The following is a 16,358-nucleotide window of genomic DNA, read 5'->3' as shown; positions in this document are numbered from 1 at the left end:
TTAATTTTTGCTGACTTTAATGCATAGATGTGGTGCTTTGGCCTATTGCTGCTCCCTTGATTAATGTTGGATTTGTTACTTTAACTATTTGATAAAAATGTTTTTTTTTGGGGCTTAAATTTGGTGGCTTCTTATGTTCTTATTCTTGTGACGCTTTTTTAGTATTCCTAGGAGACGGTTAATATTAAATTTGTATATTTAAGGTGTTGCTTTATATTTATTTTTAATCATTGAGTGCATAAAAAGATAAAACGGCTATTTCCTACAGTAATCGTAGCTTTATGCGGATTGAATGACTGTTTGTTAGTGATATACATTCTCATTGGGATTATTCCCACTATAAATATTTGGAGAATTAAAATTGAAAACTAACAACGTCATTGGCTTAGTGGCCCTACTTGCTGCAACCTGCGTTTCAGCTACTGAAACCATTACCTTTCCTGAAGCTTCTTCTTCAGTTCCAGATGCACCTATTGTCTTTCCGAAATCTCAGCACCCGATCGCTCTGTTAGGCGGCTACACAGTTGAAGATGGGGTTCTGAGGTCTAGAACTTACGACTGTGGCATTAATATCAGTGATTTAAACCTTGCCGCTAAGCTGATATGGGATGGAGCTACACCTAAACTGGCCATAATGGGTGACGATTTAATCATGTGCCGCTCGGGAGCAAACAGCCCGTTTGAGCTTGACCTTAATGCCTTCTTTAATAACCTTCCTGATCATGTTCTAACTCGTTTAGAAGTGGCAAATCCAGTCGACTTCAATCGCTAATCCCTAGATTCATGACGAACTGAAGTTCTTACCTCTTTTAGGGCACTACTCATCAGATTGTGCCCTTTTTTCAATACACTACAGAATATAAAATTGTGAAAAAAATACTGTTGTCTATTTTAGCGCTTGGGCTAAATTTACCCACGAGCGCGACTTCCTCTGTGTACAATCAATACGAACATCATAAAGCGATGAGGGATAAGGTCAGTCAGTGGGTGGACTGGCAATCTCAGGAGCATTCATTCAGTGCAGTCGACGCGCTCAATGTGGTGAAAAAGAAGCACGGCATTACCTATATGCCAGACTTGTTTTTTGCGCGGCTGAAGGAATCTGCCAACCAAAATTTTAGTACAGACGGTCTCTCTTCATTAGATGTCGCCATCATTAATGAGTCTGCTACGTTATTCGTTATGTCACAGGCTCACGATTTGCCTCATTATGAGCTGTTTCCAGCAGAGTATATGAAGCAGACTTTTCTGGACAACTTGTCACGAGAGCTAGAGCTTGCTTCCCCTTCAGCGGAAGATGAAGCACTGTATCTGCAACGTTATTATCAAAATGATCTTCCTGGTTTGGCCATATACTCGATAGCGTTGAACATAAGTTTAGAAAAGTATGGAGAATCTCAACTGCTCCAAAAGCTAGCACAGCAAACAGGTAGTCGTTATGCGGACTCAATACGTCAATTTTTGATTTCAGGTTTCTCAGGAGGAGGAGCATTCAAAGATCGCTTAGAAGAGGTGTTATTGGCTGAGCTTAAGCAATCGGCAACTGACTGGAAGCCTGTCTATGACGACTTTTCGCAGTATCAAAATGGTTCACATCCCTATGCTCGAGTCGGAGCAATGTTACAAACGACACTTTTGACCCGCTGGCCATCGCTAAGAGAGGTAAATAGGGAAAACCTAAAGGAGTGGTATCAACATATTGAGAATCTGCCAGGCCCAAAATATGGTTACTCTATGGTCGGCGAAGCTTTGGTTAACGATGTTCGTCAAATAAAACAACAACCGCATCACAGTCGTTGGAGCTTTCCTTCGCTAGCTGCGATCACGATAGTGACGCTAATTGCCCCTGAGGTGATTGGCGAGTTAGCGTTGGGAGAAATCGCGCAAGGGCTACTGTTTTCAAGGACGATGTTTAATGGAGCGAGAGTGGCTGATGCCGTCTATACGAGCGAAGTTGTTGAGCTTGCCACAGAAGAAACTGCGGTATTGGGCGAGCAGATGACGCAAAGTGGCGCTTTACAGGTTAGTAAGGTCGTTGACTCAACACTCATTGGGCAACAAGTGGAGCCAGGGTTGCATTACTACTTAGGTGAAGGGGCTGTAGAAGGCGCTGATTTTGTCGCGAATATACAAGGAGCTTGGCAACGAGTTCGACGCTTCCCTTCAAGTAACGAGTATGCTTTGTTTGAAGGAGCTGGTTCTTTCGGCGTGCATAAGGTAACCCGAGCCGGAGCCACGGGGTGGTTGCTGAATCAAACCGCTACCAGCCTGAACAATTGGGTCTCCTCGGGTGAATATCGTCATGTACTACTACTTGGGAAAGGGGAGCCGGCGTCACTGTTTCGACATTTTGGAGAGAACGTTAAGAGTCGCTATGGTATCCCTCAAGGGAATTTGTATAGTGACGGTGACGTAAGCTCTCGCCACCTCAATAACTTGTTCCCTCACGCGCAATCTGATCAACTCTCATCTTTGACGTTCAATCATCGTTTGGATGTGGTTGCTCACGGTAATCCTTATGGCCCAGTTTGTATGAATCAAAGTGGTATTGAAACATCACTGACACCGACAGGATTGGCAAGAAAGCTTTTCGATTTGGGTCTTCGACAGGTTGGTGTACTAAAGGTGCAGTCATGTAACGTTGGTGGAGGGTTTTATTTATCGAAGCTTGAAACAGAGCTAAAGAAAATCGGCATTGACGTTGGCTTTCTGGCCGCTCCGAAGGGATATTTAGTCCAGCTTCCTCGTTTACCGCGAGCCGTATTCGATCCGTTTCCTAACTTCAGCGCTGATCGCTATGAAGTGATATCGACAGGGTTGCATCAAGGCTTTCCGGGTACTCGATATCATTAAACGTTCGTAAACAAAGGAAAAATAAAAACGCATCACCCAGTCGGTGATGCGTTTTTGTTCTTATCATTTACTGGTTTCGGTACATCTACTCAAGCTTATCTAGCGCTTGGTAACGATCAAAGTCCACTTTGTGGTAGGTGCCTTCATCGATCATAATGGTGTGAAACTCTGCCTCGCCGTCAGAGTTGATGAAATTAACTTCAAGCCACACCTGATCGTATTCGTCAATTAACCAGACTCGCCACAGCAAGTTAGAATCGATGACACGTTGATAAATTTCATAGGTGTCGTACAGATGGTGATTCACATCCCCAGAAGCACTCTGTAGATCGCTCGGTAGCTTAGTGACTTGAACCAGGTAATCCAATTCAATCATGTCAGTGGCCTCTGTTTAATATACTTGGAGTCGAGCTAGCCAGCTCGGCGGCAATACGACTAATACAACGTACTGCTGATTGACTGACAGCAGAAAGCTGATAAAAACCATGTATGACACCTAAATATCGTTCACAATGCGCTTCTACACCATGCTTCAACAGCTGACGGTAAAGCTGCTCACCTTCGTCTCTTAATGGATCAAATTCTGCTGTGATAATAGAAGTTGGAGGTAAACCTCGAAAGTCACCACATAACAGCGGGTTGAGTTCAGGGTTTGCATCAATGTGCTCTGGACTTTTATCACCAAGATACATATCAAAGCCAGACAGCAGCATTTTGTCGGTAATGATGTAGTCGGTTGCATTAACTTTGTAACTGGCCGATGAACCGTGCGGATCAAGCATTGGGTAAATAAGAATCTGGCGTTCAGGTAGCCAGTCTTGTCTTTGCTTAAGGCGCATTGCTGTCACTAACGCGAGATGGCCGCCGGCACTATCGCCTACCAAGGAGATACGTTCGGTATCACCACCATATTTCGAGCCAATTTTTCGGATTGCGACAACGGCATTGTAGGCATCATCGTGAGCGGCAGGATAAGTGTGCTCTGGCGCCAATCGGTATTGAACGCTGATCACCACATTGTTAGATTCAGCCGCGAGTTGACGCAACTGCTGTTCATGGGTGTCAAAGCCTCCACTGATAAAGCAACCTCCGTGAAAGTAAATCGTTATCGGCAAGTGAGAAGCGTTGCTGGGTCTGAAAATTTTGAGCGTAATCCCGTCAACGATATCGATATACACCTGCGCTATCTCTGGGCCTTTACCTGCCAGCTCAACTGTTGACTGATATCCTGCGCGTCTCGCTTCAATGGGTTGCTCAGAAGGACAAGGCTTTCCAGCGTCAATGAATCCTTCAACCAGTTTTCGGATACCTGACTCCAAGTGTTCAATCATTATTATTCCTTACCACTAGACTGCATAGTTTTGATTCTAATTTTATAAATTTAATATGTATATACATACAGTTCAGTTTTTGGGAGATAGCGGTCAAATCGCTGTGAATATGGGATTTAACGTAGCCTTAAGCTGTGATTGAGGGTAAAAATGTGTTTGATGTTATAGAGCACATTTGGGGAGAGAAAAGCCTTCGGTGGGTAAGGGCTGAGTTATCTCAGCTCTTAAGAGGTTTCAAACAGATCGCCCTGAGCGGCCTCTAAACTTCGTCGATGATGATAGGCGCTACCCTGCGGAGTTTCATGAGAGCCTACGCCATGACCATGTTCCAGAACCGTCTCCACGGAAAAGCTGGTGATCACGATTTCACCTATGTGGTCTAGCTTCGAGCGAATATTCATGACGCAGCGGATAGAAGAGCCATGTTGGAAGCTGATTTGTTTGCTCAGAACATCTTGTTTGAAGCTGATATCTTTCATCGTAAAGCTGATGTTTTGTCCTTGCCAGATGCCTTTCCATCGATAGTTGCCTTGCCTTAATACTGGCGAAACTATTTCTATGACTGCATCGTCGATGGTTTGTATCGGTAGTCGGTGGGAAGGTAAGACAAATTTTTTGAAAACGGCCCTGCTGATGTGTGACTCGGGCATAGCATCAGAGCCGGATTCGGTGAGTCCATTGATGCCAATTTTGGTGACTTTAGGGTATGCACTAAGATACTTAAACAGGTTGGAACGTCGGGTGATGACCTTATAATTTTCGTTAACAACTTCAGCAACCTTTGACACTGTTTCTGGGGTGACACGTTCAGACTTTACTTCCGCTTTTAGCTTTTCAATTCTCAGCTTACGTTCCTCAATGCTTAAACGCAGTTCTTCTTTTTGTAAACGTTCAAGCTCGGAGTCTGATTTTGGAAGAAGGGGGATAGCCAGCGAGGCAATGCCAACAATTACGGAAAGGATACCAGCGTTCGCGTTGGCGACTTTCCAGATGTCACGCAGACCGCCTTCCTGATGTGCTTCGCTTTCTATCTGAATGTTCTCATCAATTGTGGTGGCAACTTCAAAAAGTATGGCGATGATCTCAGCTTCGCACTGATGTCGCACCAGTGCATCCATCGAGTGAGAATCGTCGTTGAAGTAATAGTGGACTTGAAATTTATTGGTTGGCACCTGTTTATCCATACAGTATTTTGGCTTTCCCATACACAATACGGACTAATTTTTTGATTTCAAATGCAACTGCGTGATTATGTTCAAAGTTTGAAGCAATGGCGAAAAGTTAGCCGAGATGGATTGATAGTTTGCTGTGTTAAGGAGGAGTGTTAGAAAGGGCGGCTATTTATACAAAACCCCATACCACAATAGTACGGGGTTCTTGCTTCGTGCTTGCAGAGCCAGCTTGGCTCTCGTTGAGCCTAGGAGACTTTATCCAACTTTGGGGCTGGGGAATCTTCCTCCACTTGATCTGAGAAAATCTCTGCGACGGCACTTCGTTCCAACTCGCCTTGCAGATTACCTTCATCATCAACAACTGGTAGTGAGTAATCACAAGAGATGCTGTCCATCAGTACTTCTTCGATAGCAGCATCTGGAGAAATGGAAGGGACCTCTTCGTAAATCTCTTCGTTAAACTCTTCACTGGAAGTGTCTTTCGCTGCATCCAGTAGGCCTTCTTTGGTCACGACACCCTGATAGCCCTCTTCGGTCACATGATAGGCGTAATCTTGCTTGATGCCTTTCATTTGCTTGATGGCTTCTTGAATGTTGGTCGCTGAAATGCGGTAGGCTGGTGGCTGCATTACGGTTTCAACGGTCAGAGCGCGAGCTCGATTGACGTCTTTTACAAACGCTTCAACGTAGTCGTCGGCAGGGTGTAGCAAGATCTCATCAGGTGTGCCTTGCTGCACTAACAAGCCGTCTTTCAGAATCGCGATGCGATCGCCAAGTCGAAGTGCTTCGTCCAAATCGTGAGTAATAAATACGATGGTCTTGTGCAGCTTCTCTTGCAGCTCGATAAGTTGATCTTGCATCTCACTGCGGATTAAAGGATCGAGCGCAGAGAACGCTTCATCCATCAGGAGAATTTCTGCATCAGTACAAAGTGCTCTTGCCAAGCCAACACGCTGCTGCTGACCACCAGACAGTTGCGCTGGGTACTGATTCTCGTAGCCTTTTAGACCAACAGTATCCAGCCATTGTTCGGCTTTGGCGCGTCTTTGCGATTTTTCAATCCCTTGCACTTCAAGCCCGTAAGAGACGTTTTCCACCACTGTTCGGTGCGGTAGTAAACCGAATCGTTGGAAAACCATCGACATCTTGTGACGACGAAACTCTTCCAGCTCTTTTTGATTGAGCTTCATAACGTCTGTGCCTTCGACCAGAATCTGACCTTCGGTTGGGTCGATCAAGCGGTTAAAGTGGCGGATAAGCGTCGATTTACCGGAGCCAGAAAGGCCCATGATAACGAAGATTTCACCTTTGTTGATTTGCAAGTTGATGTCTTTGAGGCCGACCGTGTGGCCTGTATCAGCGAGGACTTTATCTTTGCTCTCGCCCGCTTTTACCCGTTCCATCACAGATTGTGGTTTTCGGCCAAATACCTTATACAAGCCACTGATTTCAATAAGAGGTTTAGTCATGCTTCATGTCTCCTAGATGGGCTTGAGTACGTTTTGCGTAGGCCTGTGACGCACGGTCAAACAGAATCGCCAATGCCACAATGGCAAAGCCGTTAAGTAGTCCTAAAGTGAAGTATTGGTTGGTAATGGATTTTAGTACAGGTTGGCCAAGGCCTTTGACACCAATCATGGATGCAATAACCACCATAGATAGAGACATCATAATGGTTTGGTTGATCCCAGCCATGATGGTTGGCATAGCAAGCGGTAATTGCACGCCCCATAGCCTTTGTTTGGCGCTGGCACCAAAGGCCGTCGCTGCTTCAAGCACTTCTTTATCAACCAGTCGAATACCGAGGTTAGTCAGGCGGATAACCGGAGGGATAGCATAAATGACAACGGCGATTAGCCCCGGAATTTTACCTATACCCAATAGCATTACGACAGGGATCAGGTATACGAAGGCGGGCATGGTCTGCATGATATCCAACATAGGCGTGACGGCGGACTGGATGCGATTCGAACGTGCCATTGCAATGCCAATCGGGATCCCTAAAGCTATTGAAAGCATGGTACAGACGGTGATGATGCTCAGGGTACGCATGGTGTCTTCCCACATACCGAAGTAGCCGATCAGTATCAAAGAGACAAAGCAACCCAGAGTGAGTTTCCATGAACGACTGGCTAAGAAAACGAGCCCAGTACAGACGGCCAGCACCAAGACCCAAGGAGTGGAGAGAAGGAGCTTTTCAAACCAGATTAAGAAAGAGAGCAGTGGGTCGAAGAGAGATTCAATGAACTCACCATGTTCACGGGAGAATTCGCGGTAGGCGCCATCAAGCGTTTTGCGGATAGCTCTAAGATCTGAGCGTTCCATTTCAGGAAAGCTGTTAAACCAGTTTTCTGCAGACATCATTTAATTCCTTTTAAAACCAAAGCCAGACAGGGCTGGCTTTGGAGTACTTCATACGTGTTCTAACGGTCTGTTAAAGCGCGCTTTTTACTTTATTTGCTACGTCCTGAGATACCCACTTGGTCCAGATTTGCGGATAATCTTCAAGGAAGTAGTACATGGTCTCTTCACCATCGGCTTGATTGTCTTCCATCCAAGCAAGCAGTTGGTTCATATCGGCGTTGGTGAAACCACGTTTGGTAAAGTATTGGTATGCATCCGGTGCGCGTGTCGCGAAAGCTTCGGTTGTGATGGTGTGCACTGGTGATGGTGGATACATAGTGGCTTTAGGCGCTTCACATTCTGCATTAGTTGTACAGTCGATAAATTCTTTTTCATCCACACCGCTACCGAAATCGACCTTAACCATGTCGTACTTACCCAGAACCGCAGTTGGAGCCCAGTAGTAGCCGAACCATGCCTCTTCACGCTCGTAAGCTTTTGCGATGGCACCTGAAAGACCAGCACTTGAACCCGGATCGACAATGACAAAGCCAGAGTTATCTAGCTTAAGTGCTTTAAACAAGTTGCCTGCGCTGATTTGACAGTTCCAGCCAGCCGGACAGCTGTAGAATGCGGATTTGTCAGGATCTTCAGGGTGTTCAAAGAGGTTAGCGTGCTTTTTGATGCCATCAATGGTTTTCATTTCAGGGTATTGTTTGACCAGATAAGATGGAACCCAGAAACCTTCCTCGCCCCCATCCACTAAGGAGCGACCTGCATAGCGTAATCGTTTTTCCTCGACACCTTTATCTAATGCGTCTTTCAGGCTGTTGCTCCACAGTTCAGGGGCAACATCAGGCTGACCTTTTTCTATCATGGATGTGCCTGTTGGCATGGTATCACCCGGTATCAGCTCTGCTTCACAATCGTAGCCATGTTCAAGAATAAAGCGATCAATATTGGCAATAAGACTGGCTGAATTCCAGTTCATGTCGGCGATCGTGACTTTGCCACATTCATTGGCTGAAGCCTGAGAAATAAAGGCTGCGTTGGCGGCAACTAATGCTAACGCTGCAGTTGTGTATTTCATTTCGAATTCCTTTCTGATGTATACAAGCACAGAGTAGTAAAAAAATGTTTAGAGTTCAAATGATTACTTTGTTAGTTACAAGAAGTGAGAGATTGGTTTTAGCGGCTGTGTTTCAGGTTTTATATTAAAAAGGGAGAATTCAAGCTGAATTCTCCCTTAGTGTACTAAATATAAGAGTACAAATGATTTCTAGGCTAGTCAGCCGACCATACGTTTCTGATGTCTGGCCAGCCCCAGTTGGTCAGTTCTACATCTTTGAGTACTCCGTGGAAACGCAGTGTCTGACGGTGGTGAAAAAGCGGTGTTAGCCAGTACTGATTGATCAGGGCGGAAGCGATGGGTTCCAGTGCATCCAAGTATTGATGTAGCGGTGTTTGCGATCTTAGTGTATTGAGTGATTGAGTGAGCCAGCGTTTTGAATCTTCACCGATACAGCGTTGTAGAACCGGATTATGGTACAGGCTGTTAAATGCGGAGGCGTGCCGATTATCGTCCAGATTGATGTTGGTGATGATCATAGACTCGTTAAGCTGCTGGCGATGAGCAAGTTCATTGAGTTCTCGATAAGAATAGGTATTAACCTCAACTTTTACGCCCAATTTTGCCAATATCGCTTTGACAGCAAAGGCACAGTTTCTCAACACCGTATAGTCGTAGACAGCAATATCAAGTTGCTTGGGTAACGTCACGCTCGCCGCTTCTGGTCGAATAATCGGGTGCCACATTGGCAGCATGTTCTGCGCGATTTCGCAGCCAAACAGTGTCTGACTCGATTTGAGCTGTTCAAAAACACGAGACGAACTTAAATGTGAAGACAGGTAGCGTCGCTGAGCATCATTAAGAGTGGTGGAGGCAATCTGGTTGAACAGTATGAACATACAGCCATCTTCTATACGAGTCTGCTGAGTGTCATTGCGCACTTTCACGTCCACCGCATGAGAGAGGTAATAATTGCACTCGCTGCTTTCTTGAGCGCCGGGCTGGTTAGTTTGTATCTGCTTGTTGGCCAATTCACTCTCATCAAGCTTCCAGATAGTGACTTGATCGGTTAACGCGCGGCAGCCATAGTAACGCTCGAAGGCCTCTAGGCAAAGGCGAGTTTGTGAATGTTCACTTACCTGAAAGGGGCCAGAACCAATCACCGCGTAACTGTGGGCATTGTTGACTTGGCTGGTTGGCTGAATCGCATATTTTACGCCAGAGATAAGGCCGCCAAAACCTTGATCGGGTTCTGAAAGTTGGAACACAACCTTGTTCGCCATCGGAGAAGTAACGCTGACTAAATGAGAGAGTTCACTCTGGTAATTAGCAAGAGTGGAGAGTTTGGCAAACAGGCTTACAATACTGTCTGCGTCTATCGCTGCGCCATTGTGAAATGTGAGGGCAGGCCTGAGATAAAACGTCCATTGATAGTGAGTCTCATCGTATTGCCAATGATGTGCGAGTTGAGGCTCTAAGTTGCCTTCGGAGTCACTGCTTACCAAGCAGCAATAAATCTGGCGCAGTAAGTATCGCTCACTGGAACGCTGTAATTGATGAGGCACTAAGCGTTCAAAAGGGCGTTTGTAGGTCAGCTGAATATGAAGCAATCCTTCTCTGAGTGACGCACCCGATGTGCTTTGTAGCAAGCGGCCAAATGTGGTTTCATCATCATCGAGAATGCTGAGGGCTTTCTCATACTTCCCTTCCAGAATACGCTTGGCAGCCAGTTGAGATTTCAGTTCATCCAGCGGATGGTTGAGCAGCAAACCAGAACGTTGGTTTCGTCCGACTTTAGGTGACCATTCCAACCACTCTAGTTGTTGCATTTGATTGAGTAAATTGCGCGCATGGCGAGGGCTGGTAAACAACATCTCAGCGACTTGGGGCAAGGCGGTTTTTATCTCCTCTCCAACGCCTAATGGTTCGAGGCGAGAGTAGTAACGCAATAAATTTAAATCCGACACAAGTACTCCAGATAGCAGAAAAATAAGCACTGCTTAGCCATTTGATTTCCCTATTTTACAAAATCTTGCCCAATAATGCTTTGTCTGAGCGCATGATTGAGAAAAACAGGAAAGAAAAACTATAAATCTCTCGGTTTTTCTGTTCCGGTTTAAAGGGAATAATAAACGGGTCAACACAAACAAGCTGAGAGAAGAAAGATGGACTATAGCAAGCAGAGAAATCTGGTCTCGTACTACCATGAGAGGTTGGAAAAAACGGATTCTTGGTTGGAACGTTCAGCGATTCTGGCTTTGATACAACTTTGCCACTGGTAAGTGGCTAAAGACAACAGCACTGGCAGGCAAACATGCTCCTAAAACCCCCACGAACATGATTGGCAGTGCTGCTCTTTTTACCACGCATTCAGGCCCGTGCCTGAGTCTGCTAGGTGTTACTTTTGGGCTAAGCCCTTGCTGTTTAGGTAACCTTTGATGTGCGGACGGGACTCGCCAGCGAGTTTGCCTGTGACTTGCTCAGACCAAGTACTTTGTTTTTGGTTGCTGCTACGGCCTGCGTAGTAGGTCTGCATTGTTTCATCGTACTCACGAATATCGTCTAGATTCAGAGGCTGATACTCGTTTTCATGCACAATGACGTGTGCAGGAAGGCGCGGTTTGATTTCAGGGTTTTGATCTGGATGACCTAAACACAGCCCAAACAATACCGCGCTGTTGGCTGGTAGATTCAGTAACTGGTCAACTTCCTGAGCACAGCTTCTCAAACCGCCAATGTAAACACCGCCCAACCCGAGCGATTCGGCTGCCACTAAGCAATTTTGCGCCATAATGCCGCAATCTACCGCCCCGATCAGTGTCAGCTCAGTAAATTCAGGTTTTACCTGCGGGTTAATTTCAAAATGTCTCTGATAATCAATACAAAATACAAGAAACTCTGCCGCGCTTTCTACGTAAGGCTGATCGCCTGCTAGATGCGCTAACGCCTTACGCTTTTCTTTATCCGTGACGCGGATGATCGACACAACTTGCAACATGCTGGAAGACGAAGCTGCAAGGCCAGACTGAATAATGGTGTCTAGCTGAGATGAATCGATGGCCTGATCGGTAAATTTACGGATCGAACGGTGAGACAGGATAGTGTCTATCGTCGGTGTCATGGCTGAGTCCTTTGTTCTTGGTATAAATTGCTTGTGCAACATATCGAGTATGCGTTGAAATGTCGAGTCAGAGATCACTTAGTTGTCACTTTTCTGTTTCACAGTTATGGTCTCCTTCTATACTGAAATCGAAAATTTATAGAATAAGAAGGACTTATGAAAGAATTAGTCGTGCATGCTGTTACTGTGTTTATGGGTTTTTTCGCCATCATGAACCCGATTGCCAACATTCCTATTTTTCTTGGCCTGACCAGCGATGATGATCGACAGACGGTAAAATCGATTGCTTTTCGTTCGGTTTTCTTTGCTTTTGTGATTGTTTCAGTGTTCGCCATTTCAGGGAAACTGATTTTTGACTTGTTTGGTATCACCTTATACGCGCTGCGCATCACTGGGGGAATCTTGGTGTTCCTGATTGGTTTTCATATGCTGCAAGGCAATTCCACTCATCATAAGACCAAGGAAAAAGCCTATTCTCCAGAGCAGCAGCAAGCGGCTTTGAGTGTTGCGGTTTCTCCGCTTGCGATGCCTATTCTTGCTGGTCCTGGCACGATAGCCACAGCAATGAACTTTGCCACGACAGGTGGCTTTGACCAGACGATCATTACTATCGTCGCGTTCGGGGTATTGTGTGCCATCACTTACGTTCTTTTCTTGTTTGGTAACAAGCTGGTGAAAGCCGTTGGTCCAAGTGCGCTGAACGTGGTGACTAAAATGATGGGTTTGATTTTGGCGGTGATTGGTACTCAGATGCTGATAGAAGGTTTGGCGGAAGCTTATAAAACTGTCTTTGTTTAAGCACTTTTGAATTGATAAACGTAGGCCATCCTGATGGATGGCCTTTTTAATGCGTTCAATTCGTGATCAGATGCCCGAAGGCGTCAATACACGTACTGTGACGGAGTCTTGGTCGATATGCTCAAATACCCGTGGGCGAATTTCGCTGATCCACCACTCGTTGTACGTTTCCGCGTAAATTTTCTCGCGTGATGCTTCATCGTCAAATTCGCGTAACCAGATAAAGTAATCTTCTCCGTCTTCACCCTTGTGAATATAGGTATTGAGTACTTTCATGCCTTTAGAGATCTGATAAGGAAGAATTTCCTCGTGCATCCAGTCTAGCCATTGTTGAGTCATGCCGGGTTTGAGCTTGTATTCACGAAGTTCAATGAGTTTCAAAGTGTCATCCACTGGTAGATAAAGTAATGTTTCTTGTTGTAGTCCGATTTCACAACAAACGCAATATTTTACGTCAGGCGAAACAAGGTTTTGACATCACGCCAGTAATCGAGCATTGGCGAGCGGCTGAGCAAGGACGATTGATGAGCTTCAAGCCATTGATTGAGAAGATATTGCGCCGAAAATATGTTTTATATACAAGGGGCCGCTCGAGCGGCCTCTTTTAGAACAATCCCTGACTCTTTAGCAACCGAAGTGCATCGAATGGGGCATTAAGGTGTTGCTTAACAAATTTTTGAGTTTGTTCGACACCGATAGAGTTAATATCTTGCTGCAATTCTTTATCACCTTCCGCAAGTACAAGCCATTCATTGAGAGGCTTCTTGTCTCCGGTGTAAGCGACGTAATCGAGCATAGAACCTGCATAAGCTTCGCGCTCTTTCGCTGAGCATTGCTGTGAGGCGTTTGCGAATCCAAACTGAATAACTTTTTGTTGCTCAGTGGTATCAAGAGTCTTAAACCAACCTTCATTTAATGGCTTGGCATAATCAAAGCTTTTGCGCATGGCCTTACACGCTGAAACGCGTTCATTAAGAACGGTATATTTGGCATGCATTTCTTGCTCGAGCTGTTCTGCCCAAGGATCAAGACTCGCTGCTTGTGCCGAAAGGCTGCAAAACAACAAGCCTAAGGCCATAGTTTTATAACGCATTGTAAATGCACTCCCAAAACTTTCTTTCTTCACCGGATGTTTCCAGAGAAGCCTTTAATGCTATCAATGGTTATTGCTGATTCATGATACGTTCAAACACCGTTGACATGTCCGTAATGTGATTCATTTGATCGATGTAATTCATGGTACGGGGTGAGGGTTTTAAACCTTGTATTTTGCAGTATTCGCTTATGATTCCTAGTTCAACGTTGAACGCCAATACTAACGAGCTACAAATGCTTCGTAAAGCTGGAAAAGTAACTGAATTTAACGTGGTTTAGCTACTAGGACTTAGGTGATATTTTATTCACTGAATAACTTTGAGCAAGCCTGTCGATCGTATGGACGGCAGTGTTGAAAGGCACCAGGTTGCTTCATTTTGTACTCACAAAATAAAGGGAGGCTAGGCCTCCCTATGGTTACAACGCTTTGTATAGTTGCACTCTGTCACCACGGTTTGTGCCGTTTATGTAGACTCCAGTAATCTGGCTAGCCTGTGTCGCTGTTGAAGGGCTCCAATTTAACGTGACATCATTAAACGCCTGCGCTGAACTTGCCGACGTTCCTGTTTGAGTCAGCACGTAACCTAAGCTGGTTGAGTTCCAGTGAGAGGTCGAGGTTTTTTCCCAGTTCTCAAGCAGCTCCTTGGTCACTAATTGAGAAGCAACTTTTAGTTTAGGCCCTGAGATATTGGCGAACTGGAAGTAATCTACCCCATTTTTGTTAATGGCTATCGCTTTGTCGTTTTGGACAAACAGATTCGTTGTCTGGCTTGCGTCAAAGCTGATTTGCTTAGCGATTTCTCGCTTAACATTGTCGAGCAAGTAGACGCTGGTGGCAGTGATGGCAACGGTGAACGCGCCGTTGGGAGATGAGTCCATCAGCTTGACCTGACCGTCGAGATTAACAGAGCCAAGTTGCTGAGTATTAGGCGCTTTATCTGTCCAAATGATTTTGTTTTCCGATGCCAGTGCCATCACTATTTGACCGCCAGAAGCGAAGCTGGCATTTAAGACGTCGGTGATATTCAAAGCTAACCGTTCGGTTAAAGTCTTGGTTTCAACTAACTTAGGTGCAGATTGACGATTATCCGAGATAATCAGAATTTCATTATCATCTTTGGAGAAGATAATGGTTTTCTCATCAGAATCTAACGTGTAAGTAATGGACTCCATACTGAGCGTGGTGGCGTCTAAGCGGCGTAGCTGATCCCCGTTTGCATTTAATCCGTCATCCAACTTAGCAATCATCGTACCTTGCTGATAGAGAGGGTGCATCCACTCAAAGTTATCGTTGTAGCAGGAAGACGCAGACAGCGGAACGGTCGGTGGAGCAGGTGGTGGAGTAACAGGGAGCTCGCTTCCTGATGCACCTCCGTACGCATCGATTTGCAATTTCCGCGTTGTTGCTCTGACGGCGACGTTGGTATTCGGGTTGCCTGTTTTGTCCTGCAGGCTGGTCAGGAATATGCCGTTACCCCCTGTCGTATTACAGACGAAGCTCTGGTTTCGAACGCCATTAGGTTCGTACAATTTGTATGACTGAACACTATTGAGCGCGGGAACGACTTCCTTGAGTGTGTTGGAGGTATCCTGTTGATATCCAGGAAGTTTGTTAGCATTTCCGCCATAATGGTCATCATCGTCATGCTCATCTTCATCGTCGTCATCATACGAAGAGATACTACGAGAGCTAAATGATGAACTTGAAGCACCGACTGCAACCGATTGTTTTGTCGCCGTGTCCAGCTCTCGGACATTATCGCGTGCATCAACGTAGATTATTCTGCTATTGGCAGGGTTAAGGGCGATCGATTTCATAGCGGCCAAGCCAGCATCACTTTGTGACCCATGAATTAACAGTGAACCATCAAAACTGACATGGCGTGATGTTTGAGCTGCTAGATCTATTGCGGAAAGATCAAGGGTCTTGTGTTCAATCATGGCATCAAGAGCTTGGGCAATATTCACCATTGGCGAACTGCTTGAGCCCTGGGTCTGAGCTTGTTTCAGCGATGCCATCAGAAGATTTGTCGCTTGTTGAGGGCCATGGCTGACGTCCACCGATGTGAAATCGACACCTACGTGCTGGCCAAGCACAGACTGAAGGTAAACCTTTGATTTTTCGACACTGCCACTCGTCGATGGGTTGTATAGCATCTCACTGTGGAGCAGCGTCGTGAAGGGAGAGATGATGCTCAATTCAGCGGGAGAGGTAAGTATTGCCCCATTGGCATCGATCATTCTTGAATAGCCGCTCGTAACCGCCACTTGTTTTTCATAGTTACTACAACTGCCATCAAGGTCAGTATCTGCACAGGATGCCATACTTTGGTAGCTGTACGTGCTGGCTGTTGCCGCCGATGATGAACTTCCAGATTCTCCGCCACCACCGCACGCGGATAGAGCTATAGCACTAGACACAGCAAGGGCTACACTGCATATTGTTGTATTATTAAGCATGTTGAACCAATAATCTTGTTAATTAATATAAGACCTAGCATTTATCTCTATTATTTAATCATCATGTGAAATAAAAGATCAAATGATATTGATAATAAATATCATTTAAATTAATA

Annotated in this window: 14 protein-coding genes; 3 read left to right on the top strand and 11 right to left on the bottom strand. The window is 45.4% G+C overall.

The annotated features are described in order from the left end of the window. Positions 1 to 361: 361 nt before the first annotated feature. Both IX95_RS11980 and IX95_RS11975 read left to right on the top strand, forming a co-directional pair. Entirely contained in the window at positions 362 to 772 is a 411-nt protein-coding gene (locus IX95_RS11980) for a hypothetical protein (protein ID WP_038160244.1), read from the top strand. Between the two features lie 95 nt (positions 773 to 867). Beyond that, on the top strand, positions 868 to 2,853 hold the full coding sequence (locus tag IX95_RS11975; protein ID WP_235202626.1) for a hypothetical protein: 1,986 nt from the start codon (positions 868 to 870) through the stop codon (positions 2,851 to 2,853). Between the two features lie 85 nt (positions 2,854 to 2,938). Here IX95_RS11975 and IX95_RS11970 read toward each other — a convergent pair whose 3' ends face one another. The 8 genes from IX95_RS11970 to nfsA all read right to left on the bottom strand — a co-directional run bounded on the left by IX95_RS11970 (position 2,939) and on the right by nfsA (position 11,889). Then, entirely contained in the window at positions 2,939 to 3,229 is a 291-nt protein-coding gene (locus IX95_RS11970; protein ID WP_006961623.1) for a hypothetical protein, read from the bottom strand. Between the two features lies 1 nt (position 3,230). Next, complete coding sequence (locus tag IX95_RS11965; RefSeq protein WP_038160242.1) at positions 3,231 to 4,184, bottom strand: alpha/beta hydrolase; 954 nt, start codon at positions 4,182 to 4,184, stop codon at positions 3,231 to 3,233. A 224-nt stretch (positions 4,185 to 4,408) separates the two neighbouring features. Further along, a complete protein-coding gene (locus IX95_RS11960; RefSeq protein ID WP_235202625.1) occupies positions 4,409 to 5,356 on the bottom strand; it encodes a hypothetical protein in 948 nt (315 codons plus the stop codon). A 245-nt stretch (positions 5,357 to 5,601) separates the two neighbouring features. Beyond that, a complete protein-coding gene (locus tag IX95_RS11955) occupies positions 5,602 to 6,825 on the bottom strand; it encodes a quaternary amine ABC transporter ATP-binding protein (RefSeq protein ID WP_038160237.1) in 1,224 nt (407 codons plus the stop codon). Continuing rightward, on the bottom strand, positions 6,818 to 7,717 hold the full coding sequence (locus IX95_RS11950; RefSeq protein ID WP_019276357.1) for an ABC transporter permease: 900 nt from the start codon (positions 7,715 to 7,717) through the stop codon (positions 6,818 to 6,820). The genes IX95_RS11955 and IX95_RS11950 overlap by 8 nt, the downstream gene beginning before the upstream one ends. 73 nt (positions 7,718 to 7,790) lie before the next feature. Continuing rightward, positions 7,791 to 8,789 (bottom strand): ABC transporter substrate-binding protein, encoded by a 999-nt coding sequence (locus IX95_RS11945; protein ID WP_019276358.1) that lies wholly within the window; start codon positions 8,787 to 8,789, stop codon positions 7,791 to 7,793. 194 nt (positions 8,790 to 8,983) lie between these two features. Then, a complete protein-coding gene (locus IX95_RS11940; RefSeq protein ID WP_038160234.1) occupies positions 8,984 to 10,735 on the bottom strand; it encodes an SgrR family transcriptional regulator in 1,752 nt (583 codons plus the stop codon). Positions 10,736 to 11,166: 431 nt separating this feature from the next. Next, complete coding sequence (nfsA, locus tag IX95_RS11935; protein WP_038160232.1) at positions 11,167 to 11,889, bottom strand: oxygen-insensitive NADPH nitroreductase; 723 nt, start codon at positions 11,887 to 11,889, stop codon at positions 11,167 to 11,169. A 156-nt stretch (positions 11,890 to 12,045) separates the two neighbouring features. On the opposite strand from nfsA, the gene IX95_RS11930 reads away from it, so the two are divergent. Next, positions 12,046 to 12,687: a MarC family protein gene (locus IX95_RS11930; RefSeq protein WP_038160229.1), complete on the top strand. Its 642-nt coding sequence runs from the start codon at positions 12,046 to 12,048 to the stop codon at positions 12,685 to 12,687. Positions 12,688 to 12,753: 66 nt separating this feature from the next. Here IX95_RS11930 and IX95_RS11925 read toward each other — a convergent pair whose 3' ends face one another. The 3 genes from IX95_RS11925 to IX95_RS11910 all read right to left on the bottom strand — a co-directional run bounded on the left by IX95_RS11925 (position 12,754) and on the right by IX95_RS11910 (position 16,203). Further along, complete coding sequence (locus tag IX95_RS11925; protein WP_019274904.1) at positions 12,754 to 13,068, bottom strand: NIPSNAP family protein; 315 nt, start codon at positions 13,066 to 13,068, stop codon at positions 12,754 to 12,756. 223 nt (positions 13,069 to 13,291) lie between these two features. Next, a complete protein-coding gene (locus IX95_RS11915) occupies positions 13,292 to 13,780 on the bottom strand; it encodes a hypothetical protein (protein WP_038160223.1) in 489 nt (162 codons plus the stop codon). Positions 13,781 to 14,199: 419 nt separating this feature from the next. Continuing rightward, positions 14,200 to 16,203, bottom strand: a complete 2,004-nt coding sequence (locus IX95_RS11910) for a hypothetical protein (RefSeq protein WP_235202624.1) — start codon at positions 16,201 to 16,203, stop codon at positions 14,200 to 14,202. Between the last annotated feature and the right edge of the window lie 155 nt (positions 16,204 to 16,358).

It is taken from the genome of Vibrio sp. B183, assembly GCF_000740665.1.
GTDB classification, from domain to species: Bacteria; Pseudomonadota; Gammaproteobacteria; order Enterobacterales; family Vibrionaceae; genus Vibrio; species Vibrio coralliilyticus.
This window is presented reverse-complemented; position numbering and strand designations above follow the sequence as displayed.